General features: G+C 64.3%; 19 protein-coding genes. 10 read left to right on the top strand and 9 right to left on the bottom strand.

Annotation, left to right across the window (positions count from 1 at the left end; genetic code table 11):
* Window position 1 precedes the first annotated feature (1 nt).
* From B015_RS0121380 to B015_RS0121355, 6 genes are all read right to left on the bottom strand, one after another.
* Window positions 2-1,123, bottom strand: a complete 1,122-nt coding sequence (locus B015_RS0121380) for an ABC transporter substrate-binding protein (protein WP_018429779.1) — start codon at window positions 1,121-1,123, stop codon at window positions 2-4.
* 20 nt (window positions 1,124-1,143) lie between these two features.
* A complete protein-coding gene (locus B015_RS0121375; RefSeq protein ID WP_157632802.1) occupies window positions 1,144-1,980 on the bottom strand; it encodes a MurR/RpiR family transcriptional regulator in 837 nt (278 codons plus the stop codon).
* A 162-nt stretch (window positions 1,981-2,142) separates the two neighbouring features.
* Window positions 2,143-2,616: a hypothetical protein gene (locus tag B015_RS0121370; RefSeq protein ID WP_018429777.1), complete on the bottom strand. Its 474-nt coding sequence runs from the start codon at window positions 2,614-2,616 to the stop codon at window positions 2,143-2,145.
* Window positions 2,617-3,498, bottom strand: a complete 882-nt coding sequence (locus B015_RS0121365) for a MurR/RpiR family transcriptional regulator (RefSeq protein ID WP_018429776.1) — start codon at window positions 3,496-3,498, stop codon at window positions 2,617-2,619. It lies immediately after the preceding gene.
* Window positions 3,495-4,559, bottom strand: a complete 1,065-nt coding sequence (gene ugpC / locus B015_RS0121360) for a sn-glycerol-3-phosphate ABC transporter ATP-binding protein UgpC (RefSeq protein ID WP_018429775.1) — start codon at window positions 4,557-4,559, stop codon at window positions 3,495-3,497. The genes B015_RS0121365 and ugpC (B015_RS0121360) overlap by 4 nt, the downstream gene beginning before the upstream one ends.
* A gap of 4 nt (window positions 4,560-4,563) precedes the next feature.
* A complete protein-coding gene (locus B015_RS0121355) occupies window positions 4,564-5,334 on the bottom strand; it encodes an SDR family oxidoreductase (RefSeq protein ID WP_026227565.1) in 771 nt (256 codons plus the stop codon).
* Between the two features lie 190 nt (window positions 5,335-5,524).
* Between B015_RS0121355 and B015_RS0121350 the strand changes: the two genes are divergently transcribed.
* From B015_RS0121350 to ugpC (B015_RS0121305), 10 genes are all read left to right on the top strand, one after another.
* The gene (locus B015_RS0121350) at window positions 5,525-6,760 is read left to right on the top strand and encodes a sugar ABC transporter substrate-binding protein (RefSeq protein ID WP_018429773.1); all 1,236 of its coding nucleotides are present in this window, start codon (window positions 5,525-5,527) and stop codon (window positions 6,758-6,760) included.
* An 81-nt stretch (window positions 6,761-6,841) separates the two neighbouring features.
* On the top strand, window positions 6,842-7,711 hold the full coding sequence (locus B015_RS0121345) for a sugar ABC transporter permease (protein ID WP_018429772.1): 870 nt from the start codon (window positions 6,842-6,844) through the stop codon (window positions 7,709-7,711).
* Entirely contained in the window at window positions 7,708-8,535 is an 828-nt protein-coding gene (locus B015_RS0121340) for a carbohydrate ABC transporter permease (protein WP_018429771.1), read from the top strand. The genes B015_RS0121345 and B015_RS0121340 overlap by 4 nt, the downstream gene beginning before the upstream one ends.
* Window positions 8,536-8,567: 32 nt before the next feature.
* The gene (locus B015_RS0121335; protein WP_026227564.1) at window positions 8,568-10,040 is read left to right on the top strand and encodes a M81 family metallopeptidase; all 1,473 of its coding nucleotides are present in this window, start codon (window positions 8,568-8,570) and stop codon (window positions 10,038-10,040) included.
* A gap of 132 nt (window positions 10,041-10,172) precedes the next feature.
* Window positions 10,173-10,901, top strand: coding sequence for a FadR/GntR family transcriptional regulator (locus B015_RS0121330; protein WP_018429769.1), 729 nt, complete (start codon window positions 10,173-10,175; stop codon window positions 10,899-10,901).
* Window positions 10,898-12,088: a PLP-dependent transferase gene (locus B015_RS0121325; RefSeq protein WP_018429768.1), complete on the top strand. Its 1,191-nt coding sequence runs from the start codon at window positions 10,898-10,900 to the stop codon at window positions 12,086-12,088. The genes B015_RS0121330 and B015_RS0121325 overlap by 4 nt, the downstream gene beginning before the upstream one ends.
* Before the next feature lie 29 nt (window positions 12,089-12,117).
* The gene (locus B015_RS0121320) at window positions 12,118-13,395 is read left to right on the top strand and encodes a sugar ABC transporter substrate-binding protein (RefSeq protein WP_018429767.1); all 1,278 of its coding nucleotides are present in this window, start codon (window positions 12,118-12,120) and stop codon (window positions 13,393-13,395) included.
* A gap of 187 nt (window positions 13,396-13,582) precedes the next feature.
* The gene (locus tag B015_RS0121315; protein WP_018429766.1) at window positions 13,583-14,506 is read left to right on the top strand and encodes a sugar ABC transporter permease; all 924 of its coding nucleotides are present in this window, start codon (window positions 13,583-13,585) and stop codon (window positions 14,504-14,506) included.
* Window positions 14,506-15,354 (top strand): carbohydrate ABC transporter permease, encoded by an 849-nt coding sequence (locus B015_RS0121310; RefSeq protein ID WP_018429765.1) that lies wholly within the window; start codon window positions 14,506-14,508, stop codon window positions 15,352-15,354. Before B015_RS0121315 ends, B015_RS0121310 begins: the two co-directional genes overlap by 1 nt.
* 4 nt (window positions 15,355-15,358) lie before the next feature.
* A complete protein-coding gene (gene ugpC / locus B015_RS0121305; RefSeq protein ID WP_018429764.1) occupies window positions 15,359-16,429 on the top strand; it encodes a sn-glycerol-3-phosphate ABC transporter ATP-binding protein UgpC in 1,071 nt (356 codons plus the stop codon).
* Between the two features lie 2 nt (window positions 16,430-16,431).
* Here the strand turns inward: ugpC (B015_RS0121305) and thiD are convergent, their stop codons facing one another.
* The 3 genes from thiD to B015_RS0121290 are packed head-to-tail and all read right to left on the bottom strand — an operon-like array spanning window position 16,432 to window position 18,553.
* Complete coding sequence (gene thiD / locus B015_RS0121300) at window positions 16,432-17,187, bottom strand: bifunctional hydroxymethylpyrimidine kinase/phosphomethylpyrimidine kinase (RefSeq protein ID WP_018429763.1); 756 nt, start codon at window positions 17,185-17,187, stop codon at window positions 16,432-16,434.
* Window positions 17,178-17,783 (bottom strand): thiamine phosphate synthase, encoded by a 606-nt coding sequence (locus B015_RS0121295; protein WP_018429762.1) that lies wholly within the window; start codon window positions 17,781-17,783, stop codon window positions 17,178-17,180. The genes thiD and B015_RS0121295 overlap by 10 nt, the downstream gene beginning before the upstream one ends.
* Window positions 17,780-18,553 (bottom strand): thiazole synthase, encoded by a 774-nt coding sequence (locus tag B015_RS0121290; protein ID WP_018429761.1) that lies wholly within the window; start codon window positions 18,551-18,553, stop codon window positions 17,780-17,782. Before B015_RS0121290 ends, B015_RS0121295 begins: the two co-directional genes overlap by 4 nt.
* Window position 18,554 lies beyond the last annotated feature (1 nt).

The following is an 18,554-nucleotide window of genomic DNA, read 5'->3' as shown; positions in this document are numbered from 1 at the left end:
GCTATTGCAGCGTCAGCACCAGGTCGGCGATGCGCTTGCGGGCGGCCGCGGTCTTCACCGGATCGATGCGCCAGGCTTTCAGGTCCTTGAGCGGGACGGAGTCGGCATTGTCCTTGATCGACGGCCGCACGGCATAGTCGCCGGCAACGTTGAAGGGTTCGAAGGCCGGCCCGCCGGTGGCGGAGTCGTCGCCCATCATGAAGTCGATCAGCAGGCGGGCCGCAGCTGGGCTCGGCGCCTTCTCGACTAGCGCCAGCACGGCCGGGAAGAGGATGCCGTTCGAGGGTTCGACGTTGTTGGCAACCTGCAGGGCCCAGCCTTCCTTCTCGTTGTCGCGGCGGTCGGAGTAGGTGGCGAAGCCGACCGGCGGGTTCTTGGCCGTCTTGTCGCCGATCGCCTTGTTGATGGCGTCGGAGTTGGGCACGAGGATGAGGTCGTTGGCGAAGAGGTCGCGGATGTATTGTTCGCCCGCGCCCTTGAGGTCGTTGTCGACCGCGATCGGCTTGCCGAACTGGGCCTCGTAGGCCTTGGCCATTTCATCGGGGCGGAGCGAGAACTCGACCAGCAGGTCGAGCAGTTCGCCGCGCTGCAGCGGGTCGACCATCAGCACGCGGCCTTTCCACTCGGGCGTGGTCAGCTGCCAGAGGTTCTTGACCGGGGCGCCGTTCGGGTTGGCCGCCTCGTTGTACATCAGCACCTTGGTCGACAGGCGCTGGGTGAGCAGCGGCGTCTTGAGTTCGTCGGCCAGTTCGGCCGATACACGCGGCGGGATGTAGGCTGTAACGCGTTTGGTCTTGACCAGGTCCTCGTACACGACAGGCGTGTCGGCAATATAGAGCACGTCGACGGCGTTGACGCCGGCCTCCTGCTCGGCGACGACGCGGGCGATCTGCTTGACCGAACTCATGTCGATGCCGACGAGATCGATGCCGGGATAGGCTTCCTCAAAGGCCTTTTCGACCTTGGCGATGCGGCTGGACAGCGAGAAGACGGTGACCTTGCCCTCCTTCTGCGCCAGCGGCAGCAATTCGGCCGCGGTCATCTTGTCGAGTTCTGCGGCGTGCGCGGCGAGCGGCAGTGCTGCTGCCGCGGCGACGAGCGCCCATTTTATCGATCTGAGCATGTTTTCCCTCCCAGGTTTTCTCAATCGAATTCTTCGAACAGTCCGGACAGGCGCTCGAGGGCGCCCATGACGCGGTTCTGGTGCCGGCCGGCAATGGTGAGCAGGATCGCGTTGACGATGGCGAATGGCACCGTCGGCGTCTGGAATTCGCTGCCCGAACGGCCGCGCGGAGCGGCCAGCACGAGGTCGGCCTCGGGCTGCATCATCGACCCGGCAAGATCGGTGACCAGCATCGCCCTGGCGCCCTGGGCATGGCAGTGTTCGATCAGCGGCGCATAACTCGTCGGCTGCTTGCGGAAGGCCAGCGCCAGCACGAGATCGTCCTTCTGCATGCCGACGACGCGCTCGGCGATGTCGCGACCGCGGCCTTCCAGCACGATGGTGGTCATGCCGAAACGGTCGAGGCGGCGACGCAGGAACTGGGTGATCGACTGGGCGTGGCCCTGGCCGAACAGGAAGATACGCTTGGCGTCGACGATCATATCTGCGGCACGGTCGATGGCCTGCTGGTCGACGGCCAGACGGAGATTTTCGAGCGCCGCGATCTCGCTGCCGATCAGATCGAGCAGGAAGTCGCCATGCTCGACCTTGGCTATGGAACGACGCATGCGCTCGGCCGCGTCCTGGGTCGCCACCAGCTCGCGCTGCAGCTGTCCACGCAGTTCGGGATAACCCTTGTAGCCGAGCTTCTGGGCCAGGCGGGTGGTGGCTGCCTCGTGCACGCTGGCGCGCTCGGCGAGCCGGGCGCTCGACAGGAAGGCCGCTTCGGCGGCGTTTTCGAGCAGGGCCGAGACAAGCCGCTGATCGGCCTCGGTGAGACGGCTCGAATTGCTCTTGATGCGATCCAGCAGTGTCATGATCTTGCATCCATTTTGCATGAGACTCTTAAGATGCAAGATATCTTGCAGTCAAGCGCAAAGGTTGCAAGATCAAACTTTCTGCCTTGCACAGCTGGCGTCTTGGAAGACAAAAAAGGCGCCCGGAGAGGCGCCTTTGGAGAGTTCGAGCGGGGGCGAAGGCTATTTGTACTTCATGTAGCCGACGAAGCCGGTGATCTTCCAGCGGTCGTCCGCCTTGCGACAGAAGTAGAGCGTCTGCCAGTTCAGCACGTCGTCGCTGCCGTCGGCGCGGCGGATGGTGCCGTCGAACTTCTTGCGGGCGACGGCGACGTCGCCATTGATGTCGATATCGGTCAGGCGCGTGGCGCGGAAAATGCCGTCGGCAAGCGGTTCGGCAAATTCGGTGGCCGCCGTTTCAGCTGCCTGACACAGCCACTCGTCGCGATAGATGGAGAGTGCCGGGAATGCGGCGTTCCAGTCGTCGGGATTGGCCGAGTTGTGGGCATGGATGCCGAGGAAGCGGTTCTCGTCGAAGTCGCTAGCGACCATCGACCAGTCCTGCCCGACAAAGGCTGCGATGTCGCGCTCGACCAGCATCTCCCAGATCTGGGCGCGGTCGGCATCGTTGGGGAAGGGGTTCTGCTTGGGGTTCATTCAATCACCTAGAGGCAGCCTCGGGTCGTCGACCTTCAGCGTGTTGAGGCTTTGCTTGATGCGGCGCAGGCCTTCGAGAACCTTGGTTTCGCGGGTCTCGGCGGTGGCGGTCGCTATCATGTCGAGGATGGCGAGCAGGGCGAAGCGCGACGAGGTCGGCTTGTAGATGTTGCCATCCTCGATGGGCTGGAAGGGAATGACGGTGTCGGCCACCTTGGCCAGTGCCGACGACGGCACGGTGATTGCCACCGTATGGGCGCCATATTGCCGGGCAACCTGGACGGCATCGACCACCGATCTGGCATGGCCGGAGACGGAGAAGGCGACGACGGTGGTCTCCGGCGTTGCGACCGCCGCATACATGCGCTGCAGCTGGCCGTCGACCTGGGCGACGACCGAGATGCCAAGCCGGAACAGCCGGTTCTGCAATTCCGTCGCCATCATCGAGGAGATGCCGCCCGAGCCGAGGCAGAGCACGTTGCCCGAAGCGGAGATGCGCTCGGCGACGGAAACCAGCGTTGCCATGTCGAGATTGTCCGAGGCGCGCTGGATCGCCGTTATTGCCGCCTCGGTGACGGCAGAGGCGATGCGCTGCTCCCTGACGTCGCGGTTCAGCGGTTCGGGCTTGAGATACTGGCCGCCGATGGCGATGGCCTGGGCCAGGAAGAACTTGAAGTCGCGCACGCCATCGCAGCCGAGGTTTCGGCAGAAGCGCGTCACCGTCGGTTCGCTGACGCCGACGCGGGCGGCGATTTCGGAGATGGCGGCCTTGGAGGCGAAGTCGAGATCCGACAGTACCAGGCTGGCCAGGCGCCTGTCGGACTTGGAGCCGTCCTGCGCCATGACCTGAAGCCGGGTGATGATGTCGGCGATGTTGCTCATATGGGCAGGCCGGTTGCCTTGTCGAAGAGGTGGATGTTTTTCGGTTCGACGCTGACGGGCAGCGCCTCGCCGGGGCGAACGGCGACGCGGTCGCGGAAGACGGCGCGCACCTGTTCGTTGCCGACCGAGCCGTAGACATGGGTTTCGGAGCCGGTTGGCTCGACCACCGCAACCCGGATGGTGAGGCCGCCGGGCGCATCGCCAACGATAAAATGCTCGGGCCGGACGCCGGCCTCGACCGGCCCGCCGAAGGACGAGCCGCGGCCGCCGTTCAGCGACAGCTTTTCCCCGTCCGCCGTCTCGAAATGCGCGCCCGACGCAGACAGGTTGCCGGAGACAAAACTCATCGACGGCGAACCGATGAAGCTTGCCACGAACTTGTTGGCCGGTCTGTCGTAGAGTTCGAGCGGCGCGCCCACCTGCTGGATCTTCCCCTGGTTCATGACGACGATGCGGTCGGCCATGGTCATGGCCTCGATCTGGTCGTGTGTCACGTAAACGACCGTGGATTTCAAGCGCTGATGCAGCGCCTTGATCTCGGTACGCATCTGTACGCGCAACTGGGCGTCAAGATTGCTGAGCGGTTCGTCAAACAGGAACACCGATGGCTCGCGCACGATGGCGCGGCCCATGGCGACGCGCTGGCGCTGGCCGCCGGAGAGTTGGCGGGGATAGCGGTCGAGATAGGCGTGCAGGTTGAGCACGCCAGCCGCGTCCTTGATCTTCTTGTCGATCGCGCTTGCGTTCTCGCCACGGATCTTGGGGCCGAAGGCAATGTTTTCGGCAGCAGTCAGATGTGGGAACAGCGCGTAGGACTGGAACACCATGGCGATGTTGCGCTTTTGCGGCGGCAACTCGTTGGCGCGCACGCCGCCGATCAGCAGATCGCCGTCGCTGATCGGCTCGAGCCCGGCGAGCATCCTGAGCAAGGTGGACTTGCCGCAGCCGGAGGGGCCGACCAGAACGACGAATTCGCCGCTTGAAATATCGAGATTGATGTCTTCCAGCACCGCGTGCTGGCCGAAGGACTTGGACAGATGGCGGAAGGCGACGTCGGTCATCTGCTCATGCTCCGAGGATGTCGTCGATGAAGGGCAGGTAGCCGGCGGTCAGTCCGGCATCAACCGGCAGCACCGTGCCGGTGATGCCGGAGGCGCGCGGCGAGGCGAGGAAGGCAACGGCCTCCGCCACTTCCAGCGCGTTGACGATGCGACCGAGCGGATAGAGCCGCTGCAGCTTGCCCAGCACCGTCGGGTCCTTTTCGAGCCGGTGGTCCCAGGCCGGCGTGCGGATAGAGCCGGGGCAGACGACATTCGAGCGGATGCCCTGGCGACCGTGCTCGACCGCGATGGCGCGCGAGAAGGCGTTGATGCCGGACTTGGCCGCTGCATAGGCGGGGTTGCCGAGATGCGCCAGCGCGTTGACCGACGAGATGAAGACGAAAGCGCCCGAGCCGCGCGCCACCATCGGCTTCAGCAGCAGGTTGGAGAAGGCCATGACGCCGGTGAGGTTCAGGTCGATCTCGGCTTCGATGCGGCCGCTGTCGAGCGTCGGCATGGTTTCGGCGCGCGTCCAGCCGGCATTGTTGATGATGATGTCGGGCAGGCCGTCCGTCGCCACCAGCCGGTGCGCCGCAGGTTCAACGCTGCCGAGGTCGAGCAGATTGAAGGCGTGCCGGGCGGCGAGATCCAGCCCGTCCATCGCCTCAATCGACTGGTCGCAGCCGATCAGCCGCGCGCCACGCGCGGCAAAGATGGCTACCAGCGCGCGGCCCAGGCCGCCGCCAGCACCGGTGATCAATACGGATTTTCCCCCGAAGTCGCGTTCGTCACTCACCACTCTGCTCCCACAGCGATCTTGGCCGCTTTCTTGCTTCAGGACTATGGGCGAAAATGTAATTAAGCAACAAAGAAATTTGCTTGATATGCCGAAAATCACGGATAATGTAAGAAAGTCACTTAATCAAATGGCGCAAAAAAGCGCTTGAGGAGCCGGGCACGCCGCCCGCGGAGAAGGGAACACCGAAATGGCGATTTCGAAGTGGAAGGCCGGCCTTCTGGCCGGGTTGAGCGTGCTGGCGCTGGCGGCCCAGGCGAATGCCGGCGAAGTCCGGGTGACGGTCGCGGAGTACAGCTCCAAGACCGGCCCCTATTTCCAGGAGGTCGAAAAGGCCTTCGAGGCTGCCAATCCGGGCATCGACGTCAAGTTCGAGGTGGTGCCGTGGGACGTGCTGCTGCAGAAGCTGACCACAGATATCACCGCGGGCACCAATGCGGATCTGTCGATCATCGGCACGCGCTGGCTGATCGACTTCGTCCAGCAGGACGTGGCCGAGCCGCTCGACGGTTTCATCACGCCCGAGTTCAAGGGCCGCTTCATCGACACCTTCCTGTCGCCGTCGATCATGGACGGCAAGACTTATGGTCTGCCGATCGCTGCCTCGGCGCGCGCCATGTATTACAACAAGGAACTGCTGGAGAAGGCAGGCGTTGCCAACCCGCCGGCGACCTGGGCCGAACTCAAGGACGCGGCAGCCGAGATCAAGGCGCTCGGCGGCGAGAACTACGGCTATGGACTGCAGGGCAAGGAAATCGAGACCGACGTCTATTATTACTACGCGATGTGGTCGCAGGGCGCCGAGATCCTCGACAAGGACGGCTCGTCGGGCCTCGACAATCCGGGCGCCATCGAGGCGGCCAAGCTCTACAAGTCGCTGATCGATGAAGGCCTGACGCAGCCGGGCGTGACCTCCTATGCGCGTGAAGACGTGCAGAACCTGTTCAAGCAGGGCAAGGTCGGCATGATGATCACCGCACCGTTCCTGTCCAACCAGATCAAGGAAGAGGCGCCGAACCTGAAATATGGCGTGGCGCCGATCCCGGCCGGCCCGACGGGCGCGCGCGGCACCTATGGCGTGACCGACTCGATCATCATGTTCAAGAACTCGAAGAACAAGGACGAGGCCTGGAAGCTGCTCGACTTCCTGTTCCAGACCGACTGGCGCGCCAAGTTCACCCAGGGCGAAGGCTTCCTGCCGGTAAACAAAGAAGAGGCGAAGATGGACTACTACGTCAACAATGCCGATCTCGCCGCCTTCACCGCACTTCTGCCCGACGCGCGTTTCGCACCCGTCATCCCCGGCTGGGAAGAGATCGCCCAGATCACGTCCGATGCCGTGCAGAAGGTCTATCTCGGCCAGGGTGAACCCGAGGCGACGCTGAAGGAGGCCGCGGCCAAGGCCGACGCCATTCTGAAGAAGTAACCACTTCCTCCCGCTGGCGGTGCCTCGAAAGGGGCATCGCCGGCTCCCCTTTCCCGCGATCCCGCGACGGTCATCAGCCGCATGCACAACCGCGCCTTGCCATATCTGCTGACGCTGCCGAGCCTGGTGCTGGCGGCCGTCGTCATCTTCTGGCCCGTCCTCGACCTGCTCCAGATCGCCACCCACGAGGTCAGCCGCTTCGGCCAGTTGCGCGCCTTCAACGGCACCGACAATTTCGCTTCGCTGATCCGCGATCCCGACTTCCTCAGGGCGCTGATCCGCACCGGTCTGTGGACCGTATCAGTGGTCGGCGGCGCGCTGCTGGTCTCTATCCCCGTCGCGATCATCCTCAACACGGATTTCTACGGCCGTTCGATTGCGCGGGTCATCGTCATGCTGCCCTGGGCGGTGTCGCTGACCATGACGGCCATCGTCTGGCGCTGGGCGCTGAACGGCGAGAGCGGCATGCTGAATTCCGCCCTGCGCGGGCTTGGCCTTGCCGACCAGAACATTCAGTGGCTGGCGAGTGCGGCGACCGCATTCCCGATGCAGATCATGATCGGCATCCTGGTCACCGTCCCGTTCACCACCACCATTTTCCTCGGCGGCCTGTCGTCGATCCCCGACGATCTCTACGAGGCGGCGGCCCTCGAAGGCGCGGGGCCGGTGCAGCAGTTCCGGCGCATCACCTTCCCGCTGCTCAAGCCTTTCGTGAACATCGCCATCGTGCTCAACACGATCTACGTGTTCAACTCGTTCCCGATAATCTGGGTGATGACGCAGGGCGGCCCGGCCAACTCGACCGACATCCTCGTCACCTATCTCTACAAGATGGCGTTCCGGCTGGGTAAGCTCGGCGAAGCGTCGGCTGTGTCGTTGATCATGCTGGCGATCCTGCTCGTCTTCACCGCCATCTACATCCGGCTCGCCATGCGGGGAGAACGCGCATGATGTCGTCCAAGCTCAAGCGCACCATCATCGCCTGGGGCCTGCTTTTGCCGCTGGTGGTCGTGACACTGTTTCCCTTCGCCGTGATGTTTCTGACGGCGGTGAAGCCGGCCCAGGAAGTGCTGAACCCAAGCTGGTGGCCGAGCGAATTCCGCTGGCGCAACTTTGCCGAAATGTGGGTGGCCACCGGTTTCGGCCGCGCGCTGTTCAACTCGCTCTACGTGTCTGTCATCGCGACCCTGGGGGCGATCGTGGTGTCGATCCCGGCGGCCTACGCGATGTCGCGCTTCCGCTTTGCCGGTCATGGCGCCTTCCGCCAGTTCCTGTTGGTGTCGCAGATGATCTCACCGATCGTGCTGGTGCTCGGCCTTTTCAGGCTGCTTGCTGCCTTCGGTTTGATCGAGAGCCTGAACGCTGTCGGCGGCGTCTATATGGCCTTCAATATCGCCTTCACGGTGTGGATGCTGCAGAGCTATTTCGACACCATCCCGCGCGATCTCGAGGAGGCGTCCTGGATGGAGGGCGGCAGCCGATGGCTGACGCTGCGCAAGGTATTCCTGCCGCTCTGCGTGCCGGCCATCGCGGTGACGGCGATCTTCACCTTCATCAACGCCTGGAACGAGTTCGTCGTGGCGCTGACCATGTTGCGCAGCCAGGACAGCTACACGCTGCCGATCCAGGTCTTCTCGCTGGTCGCCGGACGTTACACAGTGGAGTGGCATTACGTGATGGCCGCGACGTTGCTCGCTACAGTGCCGGTCGCGATCCTGTTCGTCTGGCTCCAGCGTTATCTCGTCCGGGGCCTGGCGCTCGGGGCGGTCAAGTGAACGGGCACAGCCCCAACAACAAGAGAATGCAGATGCGCATCTTCACCGCCTCGCTGGCCACCGAAACCAACACCTTCTCGCCGGTGCCGACCGACCGTGCGTCGTTCGAGATGGCGTTTTATGCCGGGCCGGGCCAGCATCCGGAGACGCCGACATTGTGCTCGTCGCCGATGGTCGTGCTGCGCAGGCGGGCCGCGGCCGAAGGGCTGACCGTCATCGAGGGCACCGCCACCTGGGCCGAGCCGGGCGGGCTGATCCAGCGCCAGACCTTCGAGGCGCTGCGCGACGAGATTTTGGACCAGCTCCGCTCTGCGTTGCCGGTCGATGCGGTCATCCTCGGCCTGCATGGCGCGATGGTGGCGCAGGGCTACGACGATTGCGAGGGTGATCTTCTGGCTCGCGTCCGTGAGATCGTTGGACCCGAGGTCGTGATCGCCGCCGAGTTCGATCCGCACAGCCATCTCACGCCGAAACGTGTCGCGGCCTGCAACGTGCTGGCGACGTTCCTCGAGTTCCCGCACACCGATTTCTACGAACGCGGCGAACATGTCGTCGAGCTCGGCCTTGCCGCCGCGCGTGGCGATATCCGACCCGTCATCTCGACCTTCGACTGCCGCATGATCGCGGTGCTGCCGACCAGCCAGGAGCCGATGCGTTCCTTCGTCGACCGCATCAAGGCGCTGCACGGCAAGGACGGCATCCTGTCGGTGTCGGTCATCCACGGTTTCATGGCGTCGGACGTGCCGGAGATGGGCGTGCGCCTGGTCGTGGTCACCGACAACGACCAGGCCAGGGGCGACGCGCTGGCCGAAAAGCTCGGCATGGAGCTCTATGCGCTCAGGGAGCGGACAGCGCTGGATATGGTCGATCCCGATGCGGGCATCGACCAGGCGCTGGCGGCGCATGCCGCCAACACCGCCAGGCCGGCGGTCATGGCCGACGTCTGGGACAATCCCGGCGGCGGCGTGCCCGGCGACGGTACGTTCGTGCTGCGCCGTTTGCTCGAGCGCGGCATCGGCAAGGTCGGCGTCGCGACGATCTGGGATCCCGTGGCGGTGACGTTCTGCCATGCGGCGGGGGAGGGCGCCGTCATCGACCTGCGTTTCGGCGGCAAGGCCGGGCCGCAGGCGGGCGAGCCGATCGACGCCCGCGTCAAGGTGGTGAAGGTGGTCGACGAGGGCTGGCAGAGTTTCGGGCCAAGCCGCGTCACGCTCGGGCCGACCGCACTCGTGCGTGTCGAAGGCACCGAGGTCGACATTATCCTCAACACCAACCGCACCCAGACCTTCGAGCCCGACGTCTTCTCCAATCTCGGCGTCGACCCGATGGCGAAGGACGTGCTGCTGATCAAGTCGACCAACCATTTCTACGCAGCGTTTGCGCCCATCGCGGCCGAAATCGTCTATGTCGCGGCGCCAAGTTCCTACCCGAGCAACCCGCGGCTGACCAACTACACCACGATCACGCGCCCGCTCTGGCCGCGGGTTGAGAACCCCTGGGCGTGAGCCTCAGAGGTTCGCCTGACAACAGCGTGAGAAACTTACATCGCTCCTGAAAATTCCTGACATTCTCGATTGACAGCCGCGATCTGTTGTGTGGAAATTGGTCGGACCATTGTACCAATAGAAAGGGCCGCAGTGCTCGACCTGCCTCCCATCCAAGCCACTGGGCGCGACGACGCGGTGCTCCATGTGCTGGCGGATTTCGTCACCAATGAAGGCCTCCAGCCGGGCGACCGCCTGCCGACAGAGCGCGTGCTGTCGGAGCGGCTTAAGGTCAGCCGCACCACCGTGCGAGAGGCGCTGACGCGCTGGGAAGGGCTGGGGCTGGTCGAGCGCCGGCAGGGCAGCGGCACCTATCTCAAGGCTGCCGTGTCGCGCGACATGCTGCACATGCCGCTGACTTTTGCCTCGGGCAACGACTTCGAAAGCCTGATGCAGACGCTGGAGATACGGCGCGCGCTCGAGGCCGAGGCGGCGGCACTCTGCGCGCTTCGCGCCGGTCCGAGGGAAATCGCCTTCATCCGCGAAAAGCTCGACATCATGGAGGAGGCCTTCCATGCGCGGGCCGGCATGTCGTCCGACGAGGACTGGGACTTCCACCTGGCCATCTACAGTGTCTCGGGCAACCCGCTTTTCGGCCAGATCATCTCGGCCATGCAGGAGGCGTTTCACCGCTTCTGGGAACATCCGCTCGGCGTGCGCGATTTTGGCCACGCCAGCTTCCCCTATCATCGCAAGCTCTACGAGCGGATCGTTGCCCATGACGCCGAGGGCGCGCGCGCCGAGGCGCTGAAACTCATTGCCACCGTCGAGGATGATCTCAGGCGCGGGGCGGCCAATCTCAAACTCCTGGATCGCAGATGAACGACAGTTCGAACCCGTTTGACCGGGACTATATTGCCGAGGCGGCGACACTCCTGGCGCATGATGATCCCTTTCCCGGCGGGGCCGTGGTGCCGCCGATCTACCAGACCTCGCTCTTCACCTTCGACAACTATGCCGACATGGCCGACACCTTTGCCGGCCGCAGCACCCGCCCGATCTACTCGCGCGGCAACAATCCGACGGTCATGGAGTTCGAAAGCCGCATTGCAGCGCTCGAGGGGGCGGAAGCAGCGCGCGGCTTCTCCAGCGGCATGGCGGCGATCAGCTCGACCGTGCTCGCCTTCGTCGGCACCGGCCAGCGCATCGTTGCCATCCGCAACTGTTATGGCGACGCCTACCGCCTGTTCGAGCGGCTGCTGCCGCATCTCGGCATCAAGGTCGACTATGTCGACGGCTCCGACCCGGACGCGATCGCGGCGGCACTGCCCGGTGCTGCCATGCTCTATCTCGAAAGCCCGACCTCGATGATGTTCGAGCTGCAGGACCTCGAGGTGCTGACGGCGATGGCCAAGGCGCAAGGCATCGTCACGGTCATCGACAATTCCTGGGCGACTCCGCTGTTCCAGAAGCCGATCCTGCATGGCGTCGACGTGGTCATGCATTCAGCGTCGAAATATCTCGGCGGCCACAGCGACACGGTCGCGGGCGTTGTTGCCGGCTCAGTCGAACATATCCGCCGCATCAACGAGCGCACCTATCCCTATCTCGGCGCCAAGCTGTCGCCCTTCGAGGCGTGGCTGCTGCTGCGTGGCCTGCGCACCCTGCCGCTGCGCCTGCCGCACCACATGAAGAGTGCGCTTGTCATCGCCGAACGGTTGAAGGGGCATGCCCATGTCGAGCGCGTCAATCATCCGGCTTTCTCCAATCATCCGGGCAAGAAGACATTGTCGGGCTATTCCGGCCTGTTCTCCTTCGAGGTGACGGAGGACATCGACGTGCCGGCCTTCGTCGATGCCCTCAAGCTGTTCCGCATCGGCGTCAGCTGGGGCGGCCACGAAAGCCTTGTCGTGCCGGCGCTCGCCTCGCTGCAGCAGACGCCGGATGCCAATTCGATCGGCCGGTTCGGGGTCAGCCCGCGAACCATCAGGCTGAATGTCGGGCTGGAAAGCGTGGAGGATCTCTGGGCCGACGTCAGTCGGGCCTTCGGGGAAGCAAAAAGAAAATAACTTCAAATCCAAGAATGGGAGTGACTGGAATGAAGAAGTACGGAGTGTTGTTTGCAGCGGCCATGGGCCTGGCGCTGTCGGCCGGATCGGCGTTGGCCGACTCGACCATCAAGATGGTGGAGGTCATCACCAGCCCGCCGCGTACCGAGTTCATCAAGAAGCAGATCGCCGAGTTCGAGGCGGCCAATCCGGGCGTCAAGGTCGAGCTCGTCTCGCTGCCCTGGGGCCAGGCCTTCGAGAAGTTCCTGACCATGGTGCAGGCCGGCGACACGCCCGACGTGGTCGAGATGCCGGAGCGCTGGCTCGGTCTCTACGGCACCAACGGTCAGCTTGAGGATCTTGCGCCTTACATGGCCAAGTGGAGCGATGCGGCGACGCTGGGCGACCGCGCCAAGCAGTTCGGCTCCGTCGTCGACGGCAAGCAGTACATGCTGCCCTACGGCTACTATCTGCGCGCCATGTTCTGGAACAAGAAGCTGTTCAAGGAGGCCGGCCTCGATCATGCGCCGACGACGCTCGACGAGTTCATGGACGCCAACAAGAAGATCTCGGCGATCAACGGCAAATACGGCTATTGCATGCGCGGCGGCCCCGGCGGCTTCAACGGCGTGCAGATGTTCATGAACATCGCCAACGGCAAGGGCGGCTACTTCAACCAGGACGGGACGGCAACCCTCAACGAACCGGGCGCGGTGAAGGGCCTGGAGATGCTGGCCGAAATCTACAAGAACGGCTACGCGCCCAAGGACAGCGTCAGCTGGGGTTTCAACGAAATCGTCACCGGCTTCTACTCCGGCACCTGCGCCATGCTCGACCAGGATCCGGATGCACTGATCGGTATCGCCGAGAAGATGAAGGCCGAAGACTTTGCGGTGGCGCCGATGCCGACCGGGCCTTCGGGCAAGTCCTATCCGACGCTCGGCTATGCCGGCTGGGCGATGTTTGCCAACTCGAAGGTCAAGGACGACGCCTGGAAGCTGATGTCGACGCTGCTTTCGCCGGCAAACAACATCGCCTGGGCCAAGGAAGTCGGCGTGCTGCCGATCCACAACAGCGCTGCCGACGATCCGCACTTCAAGACCGAGCAGTTCAAGGGCTGGTTCGAGGAGCTGAGCAGCCCCGACAAGTTCGAGTTCGTCACGCCGCCGGTCCATCTCGAAAACCTCGGCAACTTCTATGACCAGGTCTCGGTCAAGAACTTCCAGGAGGTGCTCCTCGGCCAGCGTACGGCCAAGGACATAGCCGACGAGTGGGCTGCGTTCCTGACCAAGGAACAGCAGGACTGGATGGCCAAGAACAAGAAGTAAGTGGCTGCGGCGGGGCGTTCGCGTCCCGCCGCCAGCTTCCCTTGCCGCCTCCTTGCCCGGGCCGTCTGCGCGGCCGCCGTCTCCGACAATGGAACGGAAGTCCGGCACGTCCCTGAGCCTTTCTCCCCTTGGGGGCGAGGCCGGGCCGGGCGAGGGGCGGCTTTTTCTCCATGACGAGAGAATCGCCATGACCTATGCAGTCTCCGAGATGGGCACGTCCCGCACCGCGCCGCGCAAGCGCCGCTCGATGCCGGCGCTCGAACCCTGGCTCTATCTCAGCCCGGCCTTGATCCTGCTGGTCACGGTGCTGCTCGTGCCGCTGATCATCGGCATCAGCTATTCGCTCCGCAAGTTCTCGGCCTTCAAGTCCGAATATGTCGGCCTCGGACAGTACAAGGCGATGTTTTCCGACCCGCTGCTCGCACAGGCGCTGATCAACACGGCGTGGTGGACTGTCGGCAGCCTGTTCTTCCAGTTCTTCCTCGGGCTGGGCCTCGCGCTCCTGCTCGACCGGCCGTTCTGGGGTCGCAAGGTGGTGCAGGCAGTGGTCTTCCTGCCCTGGGCGGTGCCGTCCTTCCTGTCCGGCCTCACCTGGGCCTGGCTGTTCAACCCCATCGTCGGGCCGCTGCCGCACTGGCTGTATGCGATGGGCATCATGGCCGAGCCGAGCAACATCCTGGCCGATCCCAAGATCGCCATGTGGGGCCCGATCATCGCCAATGTCTGGTTCGGCATCCCCTTCTTCGCCATCACGCTGCTGGCCGCCCTGAAGTCGATCCCATCCGAACTGCACGAGGCTGCGGCCATCGACGGCGCTTCGCCGTGGCAACGCTTCTCCAAGGTGACGCTGCCATTCCTGGCGCCCACCATCGCCATCACCGTCATGCTGCGCACGATCTGGATCGCTACCTTCGCCGACCTGATCTTCGTCATGACCTCGGGCGGGCCGGCAGGCTCGACCAATACGGTCGCGACCTACATCTATGTCAGCGCCTTCAAGTCGCTCGACAAGGGTTATGCCTCCGCAGTCGCCGTGCTGCTTCTGGTGCTGCTCATCCTTTATGCGGTCGTGCTCATCGGCATCCGCCGCTCGTTGGCGAGGTATTCGTGATGATTGCCGGACGCTCCACTTCTTCGCGCCTGCTTGGTGGTATCGGCCTCTACGGCGCCATCGGCGCCTACGTCGTCTTCGCGCTGTTCCCGATCTACTGGACGCTGAAGATCTCGGTCACGCCGCAGTCGCTGCTCTATTCCGAGGGCATCACCCTGTGGCCGTCTGCCACGACCTTCGAGAACTACGCAACCGTGCTCAGGGCGAGCGACTTCCCCCTCTATTTCCTCAACAGCGTCATCGTGTCGGTGACCACGGCGCTCGTCGTCACGGTCATTGCCTCGGCGGCCGGCTACGCCATGTCGCGCTTCTCGTTTCGTGGCAAGACGACCGTGGCGATCGCGCTGTTGCTGACGCAGACCTTTCCGCTGGTGATGGTCATTCCGCCGATCTACCGCATCATGGGCGAGATCGGTCTGACCAACAGCCTGACCGGCCTCATCATCATCTACACCGCCTTCAACACCGCCTTCGCCACCTTCCTGATGCAGTCCTTCTTTGATGGCATCCCGAAGGACCTGGAAGAGGCGGCGATGATCGATGGCTGCACCCGCCTGCAGGCGCTGCGCCGCGTCATCATCCCGTTGACGCTGCCCGGCATGGGGGCGACGCTGGGCTTCGTCTTCACCGCCGCGTGGAGCGAGCTCTTGTTCGCGCTGATGCTGATCTCAAGCGAGGGCCAGAAGACCTTTGCCGTCGGCCTGCTCACCTTCATCGGCAAGTTCGCCGTCGACTGGGGGCAGATGATGGCCGCCTCGATCCTGGCGCTCATCCCGGTCTGCATCTTCTTCGCATTCCTGCAACGCTATCTCGTGACCGGCCTGACCGCCGGCGCCGTCAAAGGGTAAGCCGATGGCCTCCGTTTCACTTGACAAGGTTCAGAAGAACTACGGCGCGCTCAACGTGCTGGAAGCTGTCGACCTGGAGATTTCGGACGGCGAGTTCGTGGTGCTGGTCGGTCCGTCAGGCTGCGGCAAGTCCACGCTGCTGCGCATGATCGCCGGCCTTGAGGAAGTCTCGGCCGGCGAGATCCGGATAGGCGAGCGCGTCGTCAACGATGTCGCGCCCAAGGACCGCGACATCGCCATGGTGTTCCAGTCCTACGCGCTCTATCCGCACATGGATGTGTCGGCCAATATGGGCTTCAGCCTAGCGCTGAGGAAGACCGACAAGGGCGCCATAGACAATCGCGTTGCAGGCGCTGCCGACCGGCTCGGCCTCAACAAGCTGCTGCAGCGACTGCCGCGCCAGCTGTCGGGCGGCCAGCGCCAGCGTGTGGCCATGGGCCGCGCCATCGTGCGCGACCCCAAGGTGTTCCTGTTCGACGAGCCGCTGTCCAACCTCGATGCCAAGCTGCGCGTGCATATGCGCACCGAGATCAAGGCGCTGCATCAGCAGCTCAAGACCACCTCTGTCTATGTCACCCATGACCAGGTCGAGGCGATGACCATGGCCGACCGCATCGTCGTGATGCATGACGGTGTCGTCCAGCAGGTGGGTGCGCCGCTCGATCTCTACGATCGCCCGGCCAACGCGTTTGTCGCCGGCTTCATCGGCTCGCCGGGCATGAACTTCCTGCCCGCGAGGGTGGAGCGCCTGGGTACGCAGGCCATCGCCGTGCTTGCCGACGGCCAGAAGCTTGCTGTGCCCGTCGAGCTGCCACTGACAGATGGCGAAAAGATTTCCGTGGGCGTCCGCCCTGAGCACCTGCGTGTCCAGTCGGACGGGCCGCTTGAGGCCGAGGTCGAGGTGGTCGAACCCTTGGGCATGTCGACGCAGTTCTACGCGCGTATGGCCGGCCAGCAGATCTGCGTCTTTGCCATGGGGCGTGTTTCGGTCAAGCCGGGGGATATGGTGCGGCTCGGGGCGAGCCCGGAAAGCCTGCACCTGTTTGCACCCGGCAGCGGCAGGCGTATCGGCTGATCTCAGTCGGCGAGCCGTGCCGCCATCGTCGTGAAGACATGGCGCTTGGCCCTGGCGATGCTGTGCTCAAGCGTCTCGCCAAGCGCCAGATGAGCTGCGATGGCGCTGGCCAACATGCAGCCGGTACCGCGCATCGTGCCGGCAAGGCGAGGGGCGTCGAACGCGTGTTCTGTGCCGTCGGCCGTGACCAGCAGGTCGGTCGAACGGTCGCCCTCGGCGTGGCCGCCCTTGGCCAGCACGGCCTGCACGCCTGTGGCCAGCAGCATCTCGGCCTGCCGGACTGTTTCCCGATCGGACACCGCGACCGGCCGCCCTGTAAGAAGGGCAAGTTCCGGCAGGTTCGGCGTCACCAACCGGCAAAGTGGCAGCAGCTTGCGCTTGAGCGCGTGGACCGCACTATCGGCCAGCAACGCCCGGCCGGACGTCGAGGCGAGCACGGGGTCGAGCACCACGGACACCGGCAGACTGCTCGCAAGCACCGAGGCGACGGTATCGATTGTCGCCGCCGTTCCCAGCATGCCGATCTTGACCGCTGCCACAGGGTTGGCGGCAAACGCCGTCCGCATCTGCTCGGCAACCAGTTCGGGCGGCATCTGCTCGATCCGCTCGACCGCCTGATGCGTCTGCACCGTCACCGCGGTGACGGCGATGCTGCTGCGTAGCCCGAACGACGACACGGTCTCGACGTCGCGGACGATGCCGGCGCCGCCGCTCGAATCCGAGCCGGCGACGATGAGCACATACGGGGTCATCGCCATTGAGCCGTCGCTGCCAGCCACTCGCGCGTGCGCGCTTCGGGATCGGCGTTGAGCGTGATGTCGGTGACGACGGCAGCGCTATCCGCACCTTGCGCAAAGACGCCGGCGATGCGCTCGACATTGAGCCCGCCAATGGCGACCAGCGGCGTCGCGCCGACAAGCTGTTTCCAGATGGCGATGCGGTCGAGCCCTTGCGGCGCCCACTTCATCGCCTTGAGGATGGTCGGATAGACGGGCCCGAGCGCGACATAATCGGGCTCGGCGGCGAGGGCGGTGTCGAGCTCGGCAACGTCATGGGTGCTGAGACCTAGCCTCATGCCGGCGCGGCGGATCGCTGCCACATCGGCTTCGACCAAATCCTCCTGGCCGAGATGGACGAAGTCGCACCCCTCGTCGATGGCGAGGCGCCAGTAGTCGTTGACGATAAGCCGGCAGCCGTGGCGTTCGCAGATGGCCTTCGCGGAGCGGATTTCGCGGCGCAGGGTGGCGTCGTTCATATCCTTGATGCGCAGCTGCACCAGCTTCACGCCGAGCGGCACGAGGCGTTCGATCCACGCTGCTGAATCGACGATGAGGTAGAATGGGTCGAGCTTCATGAAAATGCTGCCATGCCGATAAGGGGGGTGGAGGGGACGGCCATGTCGCGCGGTTCGAGCGGGCCGGCGCGGAATGCCTGCCGCCCCGCATCGACCGCCTTGCCGAAAGCAGCGCCCATGGCGACGGGATCGCCTGCCTTGGCAACGGCGGTGTTGAGCAGCACGGCGTCGTAGCCGAGCTCCATGACTGTTGCCGCATGCGACGGGCGGCCGATGCCGGCGTCGACGATCAGTGGCACATCAGGGAAATGGCCGCGCAGGCTGCGCAGGGCATCGAGGTTCTGCGGGCCCCTCGCAGATCCGATCGGTGCACACCATGGCATCAGCACCTTGCAGCCGGCATCGAGCAGCCGTCCGGCGACGACCAGATCGTCGGTCGTATAGGGAAAAACCTCGAAGCCTTCGGCCGACAGTATCTTGGCCGCCTCGACCAGGCCGAACACGTCGGGCTGCAGCGTGTCGTGGTTGCCGATGACTTCAAGCTTGATCCAGTTCGTGCCAAAGACCTCGCGCGCCATACGCGCCGTCGTCACCGCCTCCTTGACCGAATGGCAGCCGGCGGTGTTGGGCAACACCCGCATGTCGAGCGACTGGATGAGCGACCAGAATTTTCCGCCCGTCTTGCCGCCCGAGGTCTCCCGGCGCAGCGAGACGGTGACGATGTCGGCGCCCGACGCCTTGATCGCCTCGGCCATGATGGCGGGCGAGGGGTAGAGCGCGGTGCCCAGCAGCAAGCGGGACGCGACCTTTTGACCGTAGAGTTCGAGCATG

The sequence above is a fragment of the Hoeflea sp. 108 genome (genome assembly GCF_000372965.1).
Classification (GTDB): Bacteria; Pseudomonadota; Alphaproteobacteria; order Rhizobiales; family Rhizobiaceae; genus Aminobacter.
Note: the sequence above shows the minus strand (reverse complement) of the source record. Positions and strands in the feature narration are given on the sequence as shown.